This is a genomic window from Flavobacterium zhairuonense (assembly GCF_004352915.1).
Lineage (GTDB): Bacteria > Bacteroidota > Bacteroidia > Flavobacteriales > Flavobacteriaceae > Flavobacterium > Flavobacterium zhairuonense.
The window spans coordinates 446,553-466,343 of sequence record NZ_SJSY01000076.1 but is presented as its reverse complement, the minus strand read 5'-3'; the positions used below and the strand labels follow the sequence as shown (position 1 = coordinate 466,343).

Genomic DNA, 19,791 nt, shown 5'->3' with positions numbered 1-19,791 from the left:
ACTCGTTGGGTGCAATTTATTTAAACACATAGAAACATAGATTTAGAATGCTAAAAAAAGGCGCTTCACTTGTTTAAAAAAAAACATAGTTTGCTATGTGTTAGAAACTAGTTTCTTTTTAAGCTCTTCGCTAAAAATAGATTCTATGTTTCTATGTGTTTAATAGAAAAATATGAATTATACCCAACGGGTTGTTTATTATTGAACTTCTAAAGTTGCAATTGAATGCGCCACACTCGTTACTTTTGCCGCTTTTCCTTTTATCCAAAGAAAATAGTCAACATCCGTTTCGCCTGAATTCATTACCACAACTTCCAGTTTGTTGTTTTCATTTACAAAAGCGGTAGATAAAAGCTTATTACTACTTGAAGAACAAGCAATACGTTTTGCACCCGGACGGATAAATTTAGAAAAATGTCCTAAATAATAATAGCCATTGGTGTAAATTAAATTTCCGGTTTTCAAGTCGGCATGAATAGGAGCCATGCAGAAATTTTGAACGTGATTTGGTCCGCCATTTTCATCCAATAAAACATTCCAGTCGGTCCAAGCAACGGTTCCAATATTGAAATCATTAATCATCGACATTCCGTATTTTTCTCCAAAACTCCAATCGGTTAATAATTTTTGATCAAAATCGGCGGCACAGCCTTCCGTTAAAATCAAGGGTTTGTCAGGAAAAGCCTCAGCAACCCGGCGTTCAGCCTCGAAATTCATTCCGTTTTTCATCCAGTCTTCGTACCAGTGATACCCAACGCCCCAAACATATTTGGCCGCATCTTTATCTTCCAAAACCGTACTCACGCGCTGATACATCAAATCACGATTATGATCCCACATAATCAATTTCTTTTTTGAAAGTCCAGCTTTTTGCATGGTTGGGCCAAGAAAGTTTTTAATAAAATCACGCTCTTCTTCGGCAGTGAAAATACACGATTCCCAACGTTGCACTGCCATTGGTTCGTTTTGAACCGTGTAACCCCAAATCGGGATGCCTTCTTTTTCGTATTCGTTTACAAATTTTACAAAAAAGTTAGCCCAACTTTGATGATATTCAGGTTTTAAAGTACCGCCCTGCAAAACATTATTATTGGTTTTCATCCACGCCGGCGGACTCCAAGGCGAAGCATACAAAGTGATTTTGCCTCCCGCTTTTGCAATTACTTCTTTAATAAACGGAATTCTGTATTTTCTGTCATGGCTGATATCAAAGGTTTTCAAGTCTTTATCGCCTTCTTTAATATAACTGTAAATATCGCTCGAAAAATCACAGCTTTGCATGTTTGTTCGTGCTAAAGTATATCCAATACCTTTTTCTTTATCATAATAAGCCGTCAGGATTTCCTGCTGTTTTTCTTTTGGAAGCTGATAAAAAACTTCTGCAGAAGCATCTGTCAAAGCACCTCCAATTCCTAAAAGCGTTTGATAAGTTTTGGCAGGATCAACAAAAACAGCAATTTCTTTTTCTGTTGTCTGAGGTTTGGATGTAAAAGAAAGCGTTTCGGTTTTGGTTAGTTTTTTGTCCGTATTTTTAGCGGTAACATAGACGGTAACGCTTTTATAATCTGTTGTTTTGCTGGTTTTTTGTTGTGCCAGCAAACCGACAGATAGTAATCCGGATAACATGATGGTCAGGCATGTTTTGTTTGTATTAATAATCATAATTGAGGTTTTTTGGTTGAGATATTAGCTTAAAATCTGATCGATAGTCTGCAATTCATATTCTGAAAAAGAAGTATTTTGAAGACAGCCTAAAGAATCCATTACTTGTTCTGACTTGCTTGCGCCAATGATTACAGATGAAATTCGTTTGTCTTTCAAAACCCACGCCAATGCCATTTGCGCCAAGCTCTGACCGCGTTCTTCGGCCATTTTATTTAGTCGGTGAACTTTGGCAATATTTTCTTCGGTAATAGCATCTTTTTCCATTGCACCGTTTCCACGATTGGCGTTTGCTCTTGAATTTTCTGGAATTCCGTTTAAATATTTATTAGTCAGAAGCCCTTGTGCAAGAGGAGAAAAAGCGATTCCACCAATTCCATTAATTTCCAAAACGTCCAAAAGCCCATCTTCAACAGAACGTTCAAACATAGAATATTTAGGCTGATGAATGACACAAGGTGTTCCTAAGTTTTTTAGTATAGCATAAGCTTTTTCAGTTTCCGCCGGACTATAACTCGAAACTCCAACGTATAAAGCTTTTCCTTGACGAACAATTAAATCAAGCGCAGCCATAGTTTCTTCCATTGGGGTATTTGGATCGGGTCTATGATGATAAAATATATCAACATAATCAAGTCCCATTCGTTTTAAGCTTTGATCTAAACTGGCAATCAAATGTTTTTTTGATCCAAAATCGCCGTAAGGACCGTCCCACATTGGCCATCCGGCTTTAGTCGAAATCAAAAGTTCGTCTCGATATTCTTTAAAATCCTGCTTGAATATTTCGCCAAAAGTAATTTCTGCTGAACCAGGAGGCGGACCGTAATTATTGGCAAGATCAAAGTGTGTAATGCCATTGTTAAAAGCTGTATGCAGAATTTCGCGTGCATTTTCAATATTGTCAATTCCGCCAAAGTTGTGCCATAATCCCAAAGAAAGAGCTGGCAAAAGTAATCCGCTGTTGCCACAACGACGATATTGCATTTTTTGATAACGGTTTAAATTTGGTATATAAGTCATTATTTAATTGTTAATTATGAATTATGAATTATGAATTATGAATTATGAATTATTTTAAAGCTTATTGCCTAAAGCCTATAGCTTAAAGCTTTTTAAAAGCTTTCTCAGCAATTTCTAAATCGGTTGTGCCTCTGAAGCCACTGAAACCAACAGATAGTTTTGTTCCGTTGCTTAATGTTATCGGTTGTCCACCTTGCCAACCAATTAGATCGGGAGCTTCTATTCCATTTGCGTTTTCGTCGAAAATTCCGTTGAAAACCATTTTTTCATATTCTCCTGTTTTTACTCCAGTAAGCCAAACCTGACTTGCTTTTGTCCAAGCAATTTTATAGGATTGTCTTTGGCGTGGTTTGTCATTTCCGTACATTTTGCCGTAAACATTTCCTTCTTCATCAATGATGCAAACCGCAACATTTCCGTTTGAAATCTGCTGATCTTCTTTTATTTGAAGATATTGTGGTATTAGTTTTTCAATTTCGGCGAAAGCCAAAGCAATTTGAGAATCCATTTTAATAATTGTAAATTATGAATTGTTAATGGTTAATTTTTTTTAGCGCAAAGCCTAAAGCCTACAGCTTAAAGCGGAAACAAAGTTTCAAAATTAAATTATTTCATTTCTTAAACTAGATCAAGAAATAATAATAAATAAAACCTCTTATATTTACTTTTTGTTTGTAAATGAAGTTATTGCCCAATTGCTAAAAGAGATAAAATGTTTCAGAAAATTCATGATTACCTTTCCAGATCTGCGCGTCTTTCTAAAGAAGAAGTAAAAATCTTTGAAAAAAGTCTTGAATTCAGAATGATTCCGAAGAAAACCATTCTGCTTAAAGCTGGTGAAATCTGTAATTTTGAAGCCTATATCAATAAAGGATGCATCCGCGAATATTTTATTGACCGAAACGGACAAGAATTAACACTCCAGTTTGCCGTTGAAGATTGGTGGGTGAGTGATATTACAAGTTTTGAAGATCAAGTGCCGAGCGATATGTATATCGAAACTTTGGAAGATTGTGAACTTTTGGTTTTAACCCGACAATCGAAAGAAAACTTAATCAACGAAGTGCCACATTTAGAAAGAATGTTTCGTTTGATGATTCAGAGGCACTTATCAAAACTGCAAAAACGACTTTTTAAAACGGTTTCCTCGACAGCAATGGAACAATATGTTGAGTTTATAACGCGCTATCCGTCTATTTCACAGCGCGTTTCGCAACAATATATCGCTTCGTATCTCGGAATTACGCCTGAATTTTTAAGCCGATTGCGTACCAAACATCTAAAAAGCGGAAAGGCGCAGGAATAGTGACTTAGTTTTTTGAAGCTTCTCTATTCTTAATATGATTTCGATGTGAAATTCCCCATTCGATCATTTCAGAAATTATCGGGCCAAAAGATTTGCAATACGGGGTAGATTCATATAGAATCGGAATTAGGGCATCTGGATCTTCAGTTCTTTTGACCAAATTATTAAGTTCCATATCTTTTAATTCCTTAGACAACATTCGGGCTGTAATTCCAGGGATACTTTCTTTGATGTCTTTGAAACGGTTGTTTCCATTGCAAATGGAATTGATGATGGGAAGTTTCCATTTTCCACCCAAAACATACAAAGTATCTTGAAGCGCCTGAAATTCTTCTTTTTGATTTCTTGCCATAATTTTTTAAACCATATAAGTTATATAAGATAATTTTAGTTTTTAAGTACCGAGAATTTCTATACGTTTTTTTGTTTTCTCTGCAATTTTCCTCTCATTTTTGTCATCCCGAGGAACGAGGGATCTTCGCAAGAAACTCCTCAAGCAAAATTCCCAATCTTTGTAGAGCTACTCGTGGAGATCCCTCGTTCCTCGGGATGACAAACTGTACGAAAAAGTGCAAATAAAAAAATCTGCGGGAAACAAACAAAATTTTGTGTCTTTGTGCCTTAGAAGCATCAACAAAAGTATAAAAGAAATCATAAAAATGAAGAAATATTTTTATTTATGTATTTAACTACGTAGTTTTGTCTAATAAAATTTTAAAACAAATGAAACCTGTAATAATTCCAGTAGAAAACAAGTTCGAAAATGCAATTGCCGACTTAATATTAAACATTCAGATAAACGAATTCAATGTTCCGATTACAAAAGAAGATCAGCCCGATTTATTCAATATCCAGAATTTTTATTATGCTGGAGGTGGAGGCTTTTGGGGCGCTTTTATTAATGATGAATTAGTTGGAACGATAGCTTTGGTTAAATTTGATGAAAAAGCTGGAGCAATTCGAAAGATGTTTGTAAAGAAAGAATTTCGAGGAAAAGAGTTTTCGATTGCTCAGAAATTGTTAGAGACTTTAATCGAATATTGTAAAGAAACTGGAATTGATGATTTATATTTGGGAACAGTTGCCATTTTAGAAGCCGCATTGCGTTTTTATGAAAAAAATGATTTTGTGCGAATTGAAAAAGAGGCACTTCCAGAAAAATTTCCGTTAATGAAACCCGATAATGTTTTTTGTCATTTAAACTTAAAGAAATAGAAATGAATATAATAGACGAATCAGGAATTTTAGCCATTTCGACGCGATTGCAGCGTTTGAGCGAGCAATTGCGAAAAGACGGCGCACTGGTTTATAAATCATACGGAATTGATTTTGAACCAAAATGGTTTCCAGTTATTTACACGCTTCATTATAAAGAAACATTAAGTGTCGTTGAAATTGCCAATGAAATTGGATACACGCATCCGTCAACGATAAGTTTGTTGAAAGAACTGGAAAAACAAAAACTGATTCGCTCCAAAAAAGACAAAATCGACGAACGAAAAAGGCTGATTCAACTAACTGCAAAAGGGCAGGAGCTGATCGAACAAATGAAACCTGTTTGGGAAGTCATGAAAAATGCTTTAACCGAAATCACCAACAATCAAAATAATCTGCTGAGAGCAATTGAAGAAGCTGAGAATAAAATCTTGCATCAGAGTTTTTTGCAGAGGGCTTTGCAATTGAAGAGTGAAGAGGAATAAATAATAAAAGCGATCTTGTTAGGATCGCTTTCTTTTTTATAATTGGCGTAGAATAAATTGATATTCAGGAGATGTGATAAAGTTCGATATGCTCCAAAAACTACTCCATTCTCATTTACCACATTCCTAAAAATCGTTTCTATTATGTACGATAAAGTGTATGTTTTGGTTTTAGAATTTTGATGTTTTTGCAAAACTTTAACATCTGCCAAATTTTGTTTTATAAATGAAATTGATATTTGCGTATCTTTATAAAATAAAATTATAAAGATGACTATTCAGCAATTAAAATATATTGTCGCTTTAGACGAAGAACGTCATTTTGCAAGAGCCGCCGAGGTTTGCATGGTAACACAACCCGGACTTACGATTCAGCTAAAAAATCTGGAAGAAGAAATTGGAATCAAGATTTTTGACCGAAATAAAGTGCCACTTACGCCAACTGTTTTAGGAGTTGAAATCATCAACAAAGCCAAAAAGATTCTTCGCGAAGTTGATGAAATCAGGAATTTTGTGGTGAATGAGAAAAATCTATTGGAAGGCGAATTAAAACTCGGAATAATTTCGACTTTATCGCCTTATTTGATTCCGCTTTTTATTCAGGCCATGAAAGAAGCAGCGCCAAACGTGCATTTCATTATCAAAGAAGCTTATACCGGAGTGTTGATGAAAGAGTTAGAAACCGGCGCGATTGATGTTGCGATTATGGCAACGCCAACGGGAAATCCAAATTTAATTGAACACGTTATTTTTAAAGAACCTTTTGTAGCTTATCTGAATCAAACCCATCCGATGGCGAATAATGAGTTTTATGAAATGCAACTCGGCGATAAAACCGAATTATTGTTGCTGCATCATGAATATTGCTACAACGCGCAGCTTTTAGACATTTGCGGATTAAAATCATCGGATAAAATAAAAGAACAATTTACGTATGATATCAATTCCATAGAAACCTTAAAAAATCTGGTTCGCGCGCATTTAGGATTTGCGATTATTCCGAAGCTTTCAACAGTAAATGAATCTGGCGGACTTTTCAAACCTTTTAAAGAACCTGTTCCAGTAAGGGAAATCAGTTTAGTAGTTTCAGATTCGTTTTCGAAAAAATTATTGCTCGAAAAAATGAACGAAGCCATTTGGAATTGTCTTCCTGAATCGCTCAAAAAAGATTTCAGTTATAAAAAAATCCGTTGGAACGATTCGCCTTATTTTATAAAGGAGGTTAGCAAGTTTATGTAATGCCGATTTTAAACACATAGAAACATAGCTATACTTTGCGCAGAAAGGCGTTTCACTTTTTTAAATGCACATAGCTCTATGTGTAAAGATTAAACACAATATTGTCATTTCGATCCCGAGGCTTCGGGAGAGAAATCACACTAAAAACTCCACAAAGAATGTCGCCAATCTTTGTAGAGCTTCTTATGCAGGACGGATTGAAATCCATCCCTGCAATATAGTTCGAGCCGTTGGCTCTTTAATAAGTTCCGAAGGAACGATTTATATTGTAGGGATGGATTTCAATCCATCTTACGCAACGAATTAAGAACACGCTTTGTTTCTAAACATCGAAATGACAAGCTTATATTGAATTAATAATTAACAATTAACAATTAATAATTATTTTTTAGATGCTTCAATAATCACATTTGCAACTTTCTCTGGCTGCGAAATAAAAACCACGTGGCTTCCTTTAATTTCAGTAATTTTTGTGTTAGAACGTTTGTACATGGCACGTTCAATATCAGGATTGATGCTTTTGTCTTCAGTTGCAACAATTCCGTATGAAGGTTTAGTTCTCCAAGCCGCTTTTGTGATTGGTGTTACAAAACCTTTAGCAAAAAAAGCACCTTGAGAAGCAAACATAAAATCAGCGTCTTCTTTGCTTAAATCTCCTGCAAAACCAGCGTGGAATTTCGCTTTGTCATAATAAGCAATTCCTTTATCGTCTGGAGCCAAAACACCATTTTCAGGAGCTGGAGGCGCAGTTTGAAGCCATTGTACAGAAGTTTCGCCATTATCAGGCTGTAAAGCTGCTACGTAAACCAAAGCCGCAACTTTTGGGTGATTTCCAGCTTCTGTAATTACCGTTCCACCCCAAGAATGTCCAACCAAAATTGTGGGTCCGTCTTGTTTGTCTAAAGCTAAATTAGTTGCTCTCACATCATCTTCCAAAGAGCTTAGCGGATTCTGAACGATTGTTACATTGTATCCTTTTTTAGTCAAAATTTGATACAAACCTTTCCATCCTGATCCATCCGCGAAAGCGCCGTGAACCAATACTACATTTTTAATTTTAGGAGCAGTTTGAGCGTTTACGTTTGCTGTTGTAACTACTAAACTAAAGATTATTACTGCGAATGCTAAAAAGCTTTTAAATATTGTTTTCATTTTTATAAAATTTTAGATTGTTGATTTTAGATTTTAGATTATTTGATTACAAGTTCCAATTCTTAAAATCCAAATCCCAATTCTCGTAATTTTGTCATTTCGACTGAAAGGAGAAATCACACAAGTAATTCCGCAAAGAGTTGGAATTTGGAATTTTTGTATTGGAATTTAATTTATTTATAATAAAGTAATTGATAATGTGATTTCAGTATTCAAAAGTTTAGAAATAGGACAAATTTCTTTCGCTTTTTGAGCCGTTTTTTGAAAATCTTCTTCAGAGATTCCAGGAACTTTTCCAGTAAGCTCTAAAGCAATTAAAGTGATCGTTCCGTCTTCAAAAGTTACTTTAGCTACAGTATCTAAATCTTCTGGTACAAAACCAGCTTCAGATAATAGAAAGCTCAATTGCATGGTAAAACAGCCAGAATGTGCCGCTGCGATTAATTCTTCAGGATTAGTTCCAACACCTTGTTCGAAACGAGTTTTAAAAGATAATTGTGCATTGTCTAAAGTTGTGCTTTGTGTACTAATGGTTCCTTTTCCTTCCATTCCTGTACCTTTCCAGTTTGCGTTTGCTCTTCTTGTAAATTTCATGATTTCTGATTTTTAAGTTATTTTTTAAGATGATCAAATCATTTCTTTGATTTTGATGGGACAAAGTTATATCGATGACTGTTATTAATCAAATTAATAATTTTTTATACTTATAAAAATAATTTATAAGTATTGGTTTTATTAGTGTTGAACAAAACTTTGAGCTGAAATTTTTTTATTCCTAAATTTTAGAAAGAAGAAGAAAAGAGCGTGTTTCACTTCGTTATTTGGTTTCAAGTTAGAATTTGAAACAAAGTAGATCGCTGATTTTTAGTTTTCTAAAAGCATTGAAATTATTTTTATCCGAAACAATTTTTATAAGAATATCAGAAGAATAATTTTTTGAGTGAATAACCTAACTTTTAGATGTATGAAAAATGCTTTTCTAATAATTACAGTTTGCTTGAGCGCCATTTTGTTCTCTTGCAAGAAAGATAAAGATCAAGTAGCTACAGAAGCTGAAAAGTCTGATACTGTTGCCGATTCTACTTTTGCTGATACCGGTTGGCCACGCGAAGCTGAAAATAACGGTACAAAACTCGTTTATTATCAGCCTCAGGTGGATGACTGGAAAGATTTTAAAGAACTTACCGCTCGGGTAGCTTTTTCGTTGACTCCAAAAGATGGGAAACAGGTTTTGGGTGTCGCTTCTTTAAAAGCAGAAACATTGGTCGATAAAGACAATCGAAGCGCTTATATCAAAAACCTTCAAGTAACTGATGTGCGATTTCCGGCTTTAGACGAAAAGAAAGTTCCTGAAATGACAAAACTCTTCAAAGAAACCTTGCCTCAAGGCGGAGATCCTATTTCTGTAGATCGCATTTTGGCCGATTTAAGCCAAACCAAAAGTCCGCCAAAGGGAATTGCCGCTAAAAACGATCCGCCAACTATTTTTTATAGTACAAAACCGTCGCTCTTGCTTATTGTTCAAGGCGAACCGGTTTTAGTTCCGATTGACAAATCAGATATGGAATATGTAGTGAACACCAATTGGGATTTGTTTTTTGATAAAACGACGAAAGATTATTATTTGTTAGCCGAAAATATCTGGCTGACTTCGAAAAAAGTGGACGGCAAATGGACGAAAACGACAAAATTGCCTTCAGGTTTGAGCAATCTGCCATCGGGAGAGAATTATGATGATGTCAAAAAAATGATTCCGCCTCCTTCTTCAGGGAATGCTCCAGAGGTTTTCTACAGCAATAAACCAGCCGAATTGATTGCAGTAACCGGAAATCCGAAATTCATTAAGATTGCCGGAACCAAATTAATGTACATTGACAATACCGAAAATGATGTTTTTGCCAATGAAGCCGATGGACAATATTATGTGTTATTATCAGGGAGATGGTTTAAGTCGAAAGAATTGACAGGGCCGTGGGCGTATGCGGGAAATAATTTACCTGCCGATTTTGCAAAAATCCCTAAAGATTCGCCACGTGCCAATGTATTGGCATCTGTTCCCGGAACGCAAGAAGCAAACGACGCGGTAATGTTGTCGCAAGTTCCAACAACGGCCATTTTGAAAAAATCAGATGCTGAAGCAAAAGTAAAAGTGTCGTATGACGGACCTCCTCAGTTTAAACCTATTGATGGCACAAAAATGCAATATGCCAGCAACACGCAAGAGAAAATTATCAAAGTAGGCGATTTGTATTATTTATGTTTTCAAGCCGTTTGGTTTATGTCAACAAGTCCAAACGGACCTTGGAAAACATGCGATTCTGTTCCGAAAGAAATTTATACGATTCCAGCAAGTTCTCCTGTTTATAATGTCACTTATGTAACGCAAACCACAACCGATACCACTGTAGAAAGCAGTTCAACTGCCGGTTATTTGGGCGCTTTTATTGTTGGAGCTACGTTTGGCGCCATATTGACGTATGGTACAGGATGGTATTATCCACCGTATGTATATTATGGCGGATTATATCCAATTTACCGTCCATGGCCGTATGCGTACGGAGGCGGAGCGGTTTACAATCCGTGGACGGGTGGCTACGCAGCCGGAAGACGCGTGTACGGACCTTATGGCGCTGCAGGAACTTCGGCTTGGTACAATCCAGCAACAGGAAGATACGGGCGTTCTGCAAGTGTTCAAGGTTGGTATGGCGGTCGCACTGCCGCAAGTACTTATAATCCGTGGACAGGAAATTATGCCAGAACCAATCAAGGGCATAATGCGTATGCACAATGGGGACATTCGGCAGCTACAAATGGCAATCAATGGGCGCGAACTGGACATATTACTACCAGACGTGGTACAGCAGTCGCTTATCAAACTTCGGGCGGAAAAGAAGGTGTAATTACGCACCACCGTGGCGGAGGAACTACTATTCATACCAACAACAATCTATACGCTGGCCACGACGGACATGTTTATAAAAGAGATGCAAACGGAAACTGGAGTCACTATAATAATGGAAACGGTGGCTGGACGCAAGCGGGAACCTTAGGTTCGTCAAAAAAAGCGGGTGAAGGTATTCAGAATAGAGCGAATCAAGGACTTGGCGCCAATGGAGCAGGGGAGCGCATCCAGCGTGATAAACCTAACGAAGGACTTGGAGCCAATGGCGCTGGAGAACGAATCCAGCGTGATAACTTGCCAAATGCCAACCAAAACCTAGGTGGTGAAACCCGTTTAGGCGACAGAACCGAGGGAAATAATCTAAACAGGCCTGAACAAACCCTAGGACAACCAAACAAACCGCTTGGTGAACCTGGCCGTGCTGATGTGACAAATGATCTTGACCGCTCTGCTTTTTCAAGAGACCGTGGTGAATCGCAAACCCGTAATTTCCAAAATTTCCAACGCCAAGGTGGTTTTAACGGCGGTGGTTTTGGCGGTGGCGGATTTAGAGGTGGTGGTGGCGGTTTTAGAGGTAGGAGATAGATTTGTTTAATAGGTTAGTTTTAATTCATAAAAAAAATCAGGTTTAGTGTTTATTAACTAGACCTGATTTTTTTTGTCTACTGTAATTGCTATATAAACTTAATATCAAGGCTTTAATATTGGTAATTTATATCCTTGAGAAGGTTAGTGGCAAGCTTAAATTTTATGATAATCTTAATGTGAACCATAAAAAAATACATGTACTTTTTATATTACTTTTTTATGTACTACTAGTCTTGTCACAATAATTTTGGCTTTTACGGTTTGCCGTAATAAACATTTTTTTTTTGATTAATCTTTGTAATTAATTCAATGATTAGAGTTGTTAAACTGTTTTTAATATTTTTAAGTAAAATGAGTAAATTAATAGTAAATAGAATTAAAAATTATCTGGAGAAAACTTTTAATGGTAAAATTGATATTTCAGATTTGGCAAAACGGCCAACTGATGAACAGCAAAAAAGTTTTCTTTCTAGAGCTTTATCTGCATATGCCTTAACAATTGAAGCTGTTGCAACTGTTGATCTAGCAAGTATAGCAATTACAGATGGATTTGATGATAATGGTATTGACGCCATTTATTACGATAGATCTGCAGAGACCCTTTGGCTAGTTCAATCTAAATTTATCGAAAGTGGAACTGGGGGTATTGATAATGGGGATGTCGAAAAATTTGCTAAAGGTGTAAAAAAATTGATTGACGGAGATTTTACTAGATTTAATAAAAAAATAAACGATAGAAAAGATGAAATACTGGAAGCATTAGATAATTCAGCTGTTAAAATCCAAATTTTATTTGCTTATACAGGTAAAAAGCTTTCAAGTCATAATTGGGATTCTATAAATGATTTATTAGAGGAACAAAATGATACTGAAGAAGTTTTGTTTTTTAAAGATTTCAATATTGACAAGGTTTATAAAGGATTGGAAACTGGAGTGGGGCGAGCGCCAATAAATGAGGATATTACTATTTCAAATTGGGGACATATTGATGAACCATTTAAATCTTATTACGGACAAATTACTGGAGTTGATCTAGGACTTTTATGGGATAAATATGGTACAAGACTTTTTACAGAAAATATTAGGAATTTTTTAGGAGCATCTACGGTTAATGAAGAAATAATTAAAACGATAAAAACTGAACCCGACAATTTTATCTACTTCAACAATGGTATAACTATATTATGCGATGCCATTAAGAAAAAATTAATTGGTGGTTCTGATAAAGCAATTGGGGCATTTACATGTAATGGTATTGCAGTAGTTAATGGAGCGCAAACTCTTGGTTCTATTGGTTCACTTCACGCTAGTAATCCAGAAGAGCTTAGTAAGGTAAAAGTTATTGTCAAATTTATTTCTCTTGAAGATAGTCCATCTGGCTTTGGTCAAAGAATAACTGTAGCAACAAATACTCAGAATAAAGTAGAGAAAAAAGATTTTGTTTCTTTGGATAATGAGCAAGCAAGGATCAAAATAGAATTAAAGTTAGAAAATATAGAATATCATTATAAAAGAACTGATGAAAAATTTGTCAATGATGATAATAATTTTTCTCTTGAGGAAGTTGCCTTTAGTCTTGCATCACTCTTTGAGAATGTAGATTATTCTACTATGGTAAAAAAGGAATCTGGAAAGCTTTGGGAAGATGTTACTAAAGCACCTTATACGGATCTTTTTAATCAGAATACATCTGCACAAAAAATTATAAAAGCTTTAAAAATATATAGATATGTTTCCAATACAATGAATAAAATGGCGTTAGCATCGGAGGGTCGAGAAAGGAGTATTTATCGCTATGGAAATGCATTTGTATCTCATATTATTTTTCAAAAAATAAATAAGGGAATTTTATCGGATAGTTATCCTAATTTTGATAATTTTCTTGAAAATGACTTACCTGCATTTGTTGATAAATATATTAATGATTTAAAAGATGTTATTGAAAACGAGTATCCTGATGCAATGATAGTATATACATTAAGAAATTATACAAAGTGTAGACAAATAAAATTATTAATGCAATAATTTTTAAAATTGAATAAAACATAATGGGATTAATCTTAATCCCATTATGTTTTATTAGTAATAGTTAATTACACTTAATTAATGTTTAGCTTTTGTCTTTCTAATATTTGATAATAATAACTAAAGGGTTTGTTATATTTTACGGTTTCTCTATTTTTTCTTTTTTTAGGCAATAACTCTATAGTTTTTGTTTCTTCTAACAATGTGTAATATTGCCTACTACGATTTCTGTCTAATTGTTTTATTTGTCTGAGAGAATGATTATTAAAATTTAATATTTTAAAACCATTTTTCCAACACATATCTGTTGAAACTTCATCAAAATTATTTAAACCAATCCGACCAACAGACATCCCAATAAGTCTACTAATTGCAGATTCAGTAACGCTTCCTTTTGATTTTCGCATTCCTTTTTTAATAGCATTTCTTATTTCATTTACAATTGTTTTTTGTTTTTCTAGTTCTTTTTCTAGAGATCTTTTTCTAACTCTTATTTCTCCTAAATAATTAATTTCATAACCAACAAAACCAATCCAAGGAAAAGATTTTTCACCTACTTCTCCCCATTTATAAGGTCCCTTAGATTTCCCATCCCAAAAATTTTTGTAATTTATGCCTTTTTCAGTAATTGTAGCTAAATTGTTTTCATCTTTAAATGGATGAGGAAAGAGTTTTAAATCATGTAAAGCATTCTCATACACATTCTTTGCCTTTGTACAATCTTCCATATTATCTGAAATTATTATCATATCATCACAGAATCTTTGGTATAAAAAATTACCACCACTTAATGCAAGATCAGCTTCATTAAGATAAATGTTTGCAATAAGTCCAGACAATGCTCCTCCTTGTGGAACACCAATTCTTTCATGAGTGATGTCGGGATAGTGAGTAGAAATAATACTAGCTACCCAAGAAAAATCACCATCAGGTATTTTATATGATGACCAATATTTCGTATCAGAAGATTTTGGCATATCTATGTTGAAAGCAAAACAATTAAGATAGCTTTCAAAAATATTTATAGGTATGCTAAGATCTAATTCACTATGAAGCTGTTGTGATTTTTCAATTAATTTATAAAAGAGTTTTTTTGCAATTGAATGATTTACGGTATCATAGAACTTTTTCATGTCGCATTCAGCAACATATAAGTTTGATTCGATATTTTTATTTTTGTATTTTAAAATATCATTAATGCAATCGTGATGAGATAGTATTGTGCCAAGATCATTTTTTTTTGATCTAAAAGCATATGAACTATCTTGAAAATGCTCATCAAATAACTGTGTTAAGAATTTATTTGTCGCACTTAGAATGATTCTGTCTTTAAGACTAAATATACAAATTGGCCTGCATTCATTAAATTCATTCTCCTTTAAATTTTCTTTTAATTTTTCTTTCAGTTTTGGAAAAATTATTGGTTTTTTTAGAGAATACGACTGATTTTTTGAGAGTTCTATAACCTCAATGATAAAATCTTGCAAATTTAAATACCACTGTTCTTTTGTTTCTTTTTTACTTTGCGCTTTAATAGTTTTGAGTAAAGAATAAAAGTTTTTGTCATTAGATGTTAAAAATTCATTTCTACAATTTTGTTTTCTTCTAGAATTTTCACCTAACTTAATCCATCTTTTTCGAGGAGGTAATATTGTCCGAAGAAATATTGTCAGATCATGTTGGTATTGTTCGAATTCATTACTTGGTGTTTTATTAGCTTTTAAATGATAATTATATTTAGCATTTGAAGTCAATAGATGTAATAAATGTCTTTTAGATTTGCTTTTGGCAAGTTTAACACGAATTTTACAGATTTGTCGTAAAATTTCGTTTTCGGTAAAAAAATCTTCAAACTGTTTCATAAATTAAAGAAAGGGTTTCCTGTAACGTGAATACTCACGTATGACTATTGATACTGATGCGATACATATTATGTCTTGAGTCTTTTAAATTCTCTGGCACTGCAATTCCGTTGATGAGAATGATACTTGCGATGGAAATTAATCCTCCGCCTTCGGCACCGCATTTCTTTGATTTTTTGTTTGATAACCTTTTTGATTTGCTAAATAAACTATACTATTAAAATTTATATCTCCTTTTTTTGTCTCATAGCAATTATTTAAAAAATTTGTAGAATTAGTTTCATTGTATTTGTCCCCATCTAATGAGCTTAGTTTTAAAAAATATTTTATGCCAATTTCGTAAGTAAATGAATTAGCAATTGCCATTCCTACTTTACACCATTCATCATATGAATAGGTTATACTTAATTTTTTATTTTTTAAATGCCTTATGATGTCAGACATTATTTTTCTATCATATTGATCATTTTTTTCATGTGGGTTAAATAGTTTGTCTTTTGTGGTTAAATAGTTTAAGTCCGATTTCGGATTACTTTTTAATTTTGTAGATATTATTAAATCTTCATCCGTAATATTAAATTTGATTAAATTTGATTTAAGAATTAACTCTGTGTCATATGAAAGAAAGCAAAGTCGTGTTATATCGCTACCGCTTTGATCAAGTTCAATGTTATATTTGTCTAAAAAATATTCTGATAATTTTTTAAATGCACTTTTATGTAATTTATATAAATCAGCATCATTCTTCTCAATACTATATTCAATACAAACTAACCCCTTAAATCCCTTATTGGATGGGGATTTCCAAAATGAAATTACATGTTCATCATTCAATAAATAATTATAAGTTTCAATTATCTGCTCTGATTCCAGTTTGTCAATATCTATTACTATTATTGAGTTATAAAATTTTAATTTCTCATTCGTTCTTTTTACATCAAAAGTTGCGCTAAAGGTTACAGCTGGTAAATGTTTTTTATAATTGTCATAATATTCTTTATTACCCTCTTCTAATTTTTTTCTTAATGTAGAGATTGGTGCTTTATGTTTTTCTGATTTTATTTCTTGTAAAATCGTTTGAATTGTAGGTTCGTTGGAAATTTCAGACCAAGTATTTATTTGATACGATGCATTTAAGTTTAAAATTTCATTAATTGTGCTCATAATTGTGATGTTATGAATTAGGTACAAGAGATTATTTGCTTAACAATATTAGGTTTTAATTTTTTAACTTTTTTACGGAAATCCGTAAATGATTTAAAATTCATGTGATGCAAGTGTAGCCAAAAACATAATTAGAGTAAAGATTATTTCTAAGGTATTTCATAAAACAAAATCCAATCCCAGTATACTCCATGATACCACCAAAAAACCAACCCAATTTCCAATCTAACTTTGTCCCATTAATTTAAAAACAAAAAAACAATGGACAATTTAAAAGATAAAGTAGCCGTAATCACAGGCGGAAACAGCGGTATAGGTTACGCAGCAGCCAAACAATTAAAAGAGCAAGGCGCTCAGGTTATTATTACCGGAAGACGAAAAGAAGCCATTGAAAAAGCAGCGCAGGAATTAGGCGTGACCGCCGTTACGGCAAATCAAGCGAGTGTTTCAGATATTGAGAATCTGGTTGCTAAAGTAAAAGAAGATTTCGGTGCGGTTGATATTCTTTTTATCAATGCCGGAATTGCGGGTTTGGGAACAATTGAGCAAACTTCGGAGGAATTGTTTGACAGCATTATGAATGTCAATCTGCGAGGCGCTTATTTTACGCTGAGCAAATTTATCCCAATTTTAAAAGACGGCGCTTCGGTCGTGTTTCTTTCTTCGAATACTGCGAGTATGCCGGGGCCGGGATCTTCGGTTTATTCGGCGAGCAAAACGGCTTTGAATTCGGTTATGAAATCGGCGGCGTTGGAATTAGCGCCACGAAAAATCAGAGTGAATTCCGTTAGTCCGGGACCTACTGAAACGGAAGTGATGAAAAAAGTCGGTTTAGATGAAACCACCGTAAAAGGAATTATGGATGTCGTTATCGAAAAAGTGCCATTGAAACAAATGGGAAAATCAGAAGATGTAGCTAAAATGGTTTCGTATTTAAGCAGCGACGCAGCAAAATTCATCACCGGCGCCGATTTTATTATGGATGGGGGAATGGTTTTGGCTTAATTGTTAATGGTGAATTATTAATTGTTAATTCTGTTGAAGTTTAACCGCAAAGCACGCTAAGGTTTATGCAAAGGTCGCAAAGTTATAAACACATAGCTTTGCGATCTTTGCGTTTTTAATAAGTCCAGCTTTAAAACATCTTAGTGTGCTTTGCGGTTAAATCACCACCATTCCAAAACTCCTAACTCCAAGCCCGTCCATTTCACCCTGAAGTTTGTCCGTTTCGGCTATTTTCTCATTTCGTAGGAAGCATTGTAGTTCTACTTTTGACTCAGAAATTAACTGATAACAAATAATTTGAATTTAGTCGGAAAGTCTTAAGGTCTAAAGTTATAAAGTCAATTTCAAAATAAAAAAAACAGAGTAGAAGACTTTAAGACTTTCGACATTCGACTTTAAAACTTATAAAATTATGGAAACTAAAAAACAAAAAACCTGGGTTATTATCGCAATTATCATTTTAGGCATCATCGCCTTTTTGGTTCCGAATCAAATTGCAGCCCAAACCGGAATAAAACGCACCGATTTGCAAAAACACGATTTAAGTATTCCGGGTAGAGAAACCGTTCAAGCAAAAATCGATTTTGATGGTCATTCGGCTTTCGGGAAACACTTTCATCCGGGTGAAGAGATAATTTACGTACTCGAAGGTTCATTAGAATATGAAGTTGAAGGCCAAGCGCCGGTTACCTTAAAAGCCGGAGAAGTACTTTTTATTCCCGCAGGCGTGGTCCATTCAGCACGAAACAATACAGATACAAAAGCCTCAGAATTGGCGACGTATATAGTCGAAAAAGGAAAACCGGTCTTGACTTTGAAGAAATAGTTTTCAAGGATAAATTTAACCGCAAAGCACGCAAAGATTTTGACTTATCTGATTCTATAAAAACGCAAAGGTCGCAAAGCTATACGAAAAAACCTTAGCGAACATTGCGTAGACCTTAGCGCCCTTTGCTGTTAAACTTCAATTTATAATTAACAATTTACAATTCACAATTATTAACTGTCCATTTCACCCTAAACTTTGTCCACTTCACCTTTTTTCTCCTTTTAAAACGAGGATTGTCAAGATACCTTTGACGAAGAAATTAACTGATAATCAACTAATCAAAAAATAAAAATTATGAAAACACTATTAAAAATTACAAACAACATTTTTGCAAAATCAATCTTAATTGTCATTCTTTTTATGAATGTGAATGTAACGAATGCACAAGCTCTTAAAACAATTGAAACAAACCCTTCACTTGGAACTTTAAAACAAATCAACGCCGGATTATTAAACGTAGGTTATACAGAGGCTGGTCCGTCAAATGGGACTCCAGTTATTCTGCTTCACGGTTGGCCTTACGATATTCACAGCTACAACGAAGTCGTTCCGATTTTGGTTGCAAAAGGATATCACGTTTTTACGCCTTATTTAAGAGGTTTTGGCACTACGACCTTCCTTTCAAAAGATACGTTCAGAAACGGCCAGCAAGCGGCTTTAGCGAGTGACATTATCGCTTTTATGGATGCCTTGAAAATTGATAAAGCCGTAATTGGCGGATTTGACTGGGGAGCAAGAACAGCAGTTGTAGTTTCAGCACTTTGGCCAGAACGTGTAAAAGGTTTGGTTTCTGTAAGCGGTTATTTGGTGGTGAATTTAGAAGCAAATTTAAAACCGCTTCCTCCAACAGCAGAATTAGGTTGGTGGTACCAATATTATTTCGCAACCGAAAGAGGAAAACAAGGTTACACACAAAATACGTACGATTTCAATAAATTAATCTGGAAAATCGCTTCTCCGTTATGGAATTTCGACAAAGCAACTTACGATCAAACCGCGCAATCTTTTGACAATCCAGATCACGTAGCAATCGTAATTCACAACTACAGATGGAGACAATCTCTTGAAGCAGGAGAATCAAAATACGATAATCTTGAAAAACGTTTGGCCACAAGACCAGAAATTAAAGTTCCAACAATCACAATTGGAAGCGATTTTGACGGCGCTTTCGCAGATGGAAAAGCATACGCTAACAAATTCACAGGAAAATACGAACACAGAATTTTAAAAGGAATCGGTCATAATGTGCCTCAAGAAGATCCAAAAGCGTTTGCGCAAGCAATAATTGATGTTTCAAAATAATGGTGAATTGTAAATGGTGAATGGTTAATTAATTT

At 34.5% G+C, this 19,791-nt stretch carries 17 protein-coding genes; 9 read left to right on the top strand and 8 right to left on the bottom strand.

Translation table 11 applies throughout. The annotated features are described in order from the left end of the window. Positions 1 to 198: 198 nt before the first annotated feature. From EYY60_RS21015 to EYY60_RS21005, 3 genes are all read right to left on the bottom strand, one after another. Complete coding sequence (locus tag EYY60_RS21015) at positions 199 to 1,662, bottom strand: glycoside hydrolase family 30 protein (protein ID WP_132991235.1); 1,464 nt, start codon at positions 1,660 to 1,662, stop codon at positions 199 to 201. A 24-nt stretch (positions 1,663 to 1,686) separates the two neighbouring features. Beyond that, positions 1,687 to 2,682 (bottom strand): L-glyceraldehyde 3-phosphate reductase, encoded by a 996-nt coding sequence (mgrA, locus tag EYY60_RS21010; RefSeq protein ID WP_132991234.1) that lies wholly within the window; start codon positions 2,680 to 2,682, stop codon positions 1,687 to 1,689. An 82-nt stretch (positions 2,683 to 2,764) separates the two neighbouring features. After that, complete coding sequence (locus tag EYY60_RS21005) at positions 2,765 to 3,190, bottom strand: GlcG/HbpS family heme-binding protein (protein ID WP_132991233.1); 426 nt, start codon at positions 3,188 to 3,190, stop codon at positions 2,765 to 2,767. Between the two features lie 204 nt (positions 3,191 to 3,394). Here EYY60_RS21005 and EYY60_RS21000 point away from each other — a divergent pair, with 204 nt between their 5' ends. After that, positions 3,395 to 3,988, top strand: a complete 594-nt coding sequence (locus EYY60_RS21000) for a Crp/Fnr family transcriptional regulator (RefSeq protein ID WP_132991232.1) — start codon at positions 3,395 to 3,397, stop codon at positions 3,986 to 3,988. 4 nt (positions 3,989 to 3,992) lie between these two features. Here the strand turns inward: EYY60_RS21000 and EYY60_RS20995 are convergent, their stop codons facing one another. After that, positions 3,993 to 4,340, bottom strand: a complete 348-nt coding sequence (locus EYY60_RS20995) for a winged helix-turn-helix transcriptional regulator (RefSeq protein WP_132991231.1) — start codon at positions 4,338 to 4,340, stop codon at positions 3,993 to 3,995. Between the two features lie 371 nt (positions 4,341 to 4,711). Between EYY60_RS20995 and EYY60_RS20990 the strand changes: the two genes are divergently transcribed. From EYY60_RS20990 to EYY60_RS20980, 3 genes are all read left to right on the top strand, one after another. Then, positions 4,712 to 5,203: a GNAT family N-acetyltransferase gene (locus tag EYY60_RS20990; protein WP_132991230.1), complete on the top strand. Its 492-nt coding sequence runs from the start codon at positions 4,712 to 4,714 to the stop codon at positions 5,201 to 5,203. 2 nt (positions 5,204 to 5,205) lie between these two features. Further along, on the top strand, positions 5,206 to 5,688 hold the full coding sequence (locus tag EYY60_RS20985; protein WP_132991229.1) for a MarR family winged helix-turn-helix transcriptional regulator: 483 nt from the start codon (positions 5,206 to 5,208) through the stop codon (positions 5,686 to 5,688). A gap of 270 nt (positions 5,689 to 5,958) precedes the next feature. Next, a complete protein-coding gene (locus EYY60_RS20980; protein WP_132991228.1) occupies positions 5,959 to 6,927 on the top strand; it encodes a hydrogen peroxide-inducible genes activator in 969 nt (322 codons plus the stop codon). Positions 6,928 to 7,308: 381 nt separating this feature from the next. On the opposite strand, the gene EYY60_RS20975 is transcribed toward EYY60_RS20980, so the two are convergent. Together EYY60_RS20975 and EYY60_RS20970 are read right to left on the bottom strand one after the other, a co-directional pair. Continuing rightward, positions 7,309 to 8,079 (bottom strand): alpha/beta hydrolase, encoded by a 771-nt coding sequence (locus tag EYY60_RS20975; RefSeq protein ID WP_132991227.1) that lies wholly within the window; start codon positions 8,077 to 8,079, stop codon positions 7,309 to 7,311. A 177-nt stretch (positions 8,080 to 8,256) separates the two neighbouring features. Then, positions 8,257 to 8,673 (bottom strand): OsmC family protein, encoded by a 417-nt coding sequence (locus EYY60_RS20970; RefSeq protein WP_132991226.1) that lies wholly within the window; start codon positions 8,671 to 8,673, stop codon positions 8,257 to 8,259. Between the two features lie 370 nt (positions 8,674 to 9,043). Between EYY60_RS20970 and EYY60_RS20965 the strand changes: the two genes are divergently transcribed. Further along, a complete protein-coding gene (locus EYY60_RS20965) occupies positions 9,044 to 11,566 on the top strand; it encodes a hypothetical protein (protein ID WP_235832375.1) in 2,523 nt (840 codons plus the stop codon). Between the two features lie 354 nt (positions 11,567 to 11,920). Then, the gene (locus tag EYY60_RS20960; RefSeq protein ID WP_162847915.1) at positions 11,921 to 13,594 is read left to right on the top strand and encodes an AIPR family protein; all 1,674 of its coding nucleotides are present in this window, start codon (positions 11,921 to 11,923) and stop codon (positions 13,592 to 13,594) included. A gap of 74 nt (positions 13,595 to 13,668) precedes the next feature. Here the strand turns inward: EYY60_RS20960 and EYY60_RS20955 are convergent, their stop codons facing one another. After that, the gene (locus EYY60_RS20955) at positions 13,669 to 15,456 is read right to left on the bottom strand and encodes a reverse transcriptase domain-containing protein (protein WP_132991223.1); all 1,788 of its coding nucleotides are present in this window, start codon (positions 15,454 to 15,456) and stop codon (positions 13,669 to 13,671) included. A 138-nt stretch (positions 15,457 to 15,594) separates the two neighbouring features. Beyond that, the gene (locus EYY60_RS20950) at positions 15,595 to 16,620 is read right to left on the bottom strand and encodes a BT4734/BF3469 family protein (protein ID WP_132991222.1); all 1,026 of its coding nucleotides are present in this window, start codon (positions 16,618 to 16,620) and stop codon (positions 15,595 to 15,597) included. Positions 16,621 to 16,881: 261 nt separating this feature from the next. On the opposite strand from EYY60_RS20950, the gene EYY60_RS20945 reads away from it, so the two are divergent. From EYY60_RS20945 to EYY60_RS20935, 3 genes are all read left to right on the top strand, one after another. Further along, a complete protein-coding gene (locus EYY60_RS20945) occupies positions 16,882 to 17,625 on the top strand; it encodes an SDR family NAD(P)-dependent oxidoreductase (RefSeq protein WP_132991221.1) in 744 nt (247 codons plus the stop codon). A gap of 412 nt (positions 17,626 to 18,037) precedes the next feature. After that, positions 18,038 to 18,451, top strand: coding sequence for a cupin domain-containing protein (locus EYY60_RS20940; RefSeq protein WP_132991220.1), 414 nt, complete (start codon positions 18,038 to 18,040; stop codon positions 18,449 to 18,451). 297 nt (positions 18,452 to 18,748) lie between these two features. Beyond that, positions 18,749 to 19,756, top strand: coding sequence for an alpha/beta fold hydrolase (locus EYY60_RS20935; protein ID WP_132991219.1), 1,008 nt, complete (start codon positions 18,749 to 18,751; stop codon positions 19,754 to 19,756). Positions 19,757 to 19,791 lie beyond the last annotated feature (35 nt).

Coding starts and splice junctions, on each gene's coding strand:
- EYY60_RS20975 (WP_132991227.1), bottom strand. CDS start 8,079: ATGAAAACAATATTTAAAAGCTTTTTAGCATTCGCAGTAATAATCTTT.
- EYY60_RS20950 (WP_132991222.1), bottom strand. CDS start 16,620: ATGAGCACAATTAATGAAATTTTAAACTTAAATGCATCGTATCAAATA.
- EYY60_RS20940 (WP_132991220.1), top strand. CDS start 18,038: ATGGAAACTAAAAAACAAAAAACCTGGGTTATTATCGCAATTATCATT.
- EYY60_RS20985 (WP_132991229.1), top strand. CDS start 5,206: ATGAATATAATAGACGAATCAGGAATTTTAGCCATTTCGACGCGATTG.
- EYY60_RS20935 (WP_132991219.1), top strand. CDS start 18,749: ATGAAAACACTATTAAAAATTACAAACAACATTTTTGCAAAATCAATC.
- EYY60_RS20965 (WP_235832375.1), top strand. CDS start 9,044: ATGAAAAATGCTTTTCTAATAATTACAGTTTGCTTGAGCGCCATTTTG.
- EYY60_RS20960 (WP_162847915.1), top strand. CDS start 11,921: ATGAGTAAATTAATAGTAAATAGAATTAAAAATTATCTGGAGAAAACT.
- EYY60_RS21015 (WP_132991235.1), bottom strand. CDS start 1,662: ATGATTATTAATACAAACAAAACATGCCTGACCATCATGTTATCCGGA.
- EYY60_RS20980 (WP_132991228.1), top strand. CDS start 5,959: ATGACTATTCAGCAATTAAAATATATTGTCGCTTTAGACGAAGAACGT.
- mgrA (WP_132991234.1), bottom strand. CDS start 2,682: ATGACTTATATACCAAATTTAAACCGTTATCAAAAAATGCAATATCGT.
- EYY60_RS20970 (WP_132991226.1), bottom strand. CDS start 8,673: ATGAAATTTACAAGAAGAGCAAACGCAAACTGGAAAGGTACAGGAATG.
- EYY60_RS20945 (WP_132991221.1), top strand. CDS start 16,882: ATGGACAATTTAAAAGATAAAGTAGCCGTAATCACAGGCGGAAACAGC.
- EYY60_RS21000 (WP_132991232.1), top strand. CDS start 3,395: ATGTTTCAGAAAATTCATGATTACCTTTCCAGATCTGCGCGTCTTTCT.
- EYY60_RS21005 (WP_132991233.1), bottom strand. CDS start 3,190: ATGGATTCTCAAATTGCTTTGGCTTTCGCCGAAATTGAAAAACTAATA.
- EYY60_RS20955 (WP_132991223.1), bottom strand. CDS start 15,456: ATGAAACAGTTTGAAGATTTTTTTACCGAAAACGAAATTTTACGACAA.
- EYY60_RS20995 (WP_132991231.1), bottom strand. CDS start 4,340: ATGGCAAGAAATCAAAAAGAAGAATTTCAGGCGCTTCAAGATACTTTG.
- EYY60_RS20990 (WP_132991230.1), top strand. CDS start 4,712: ATGAAACCTGTAATAATTCCAGTAGAAAACAAGTTCGAAAATGCAATT.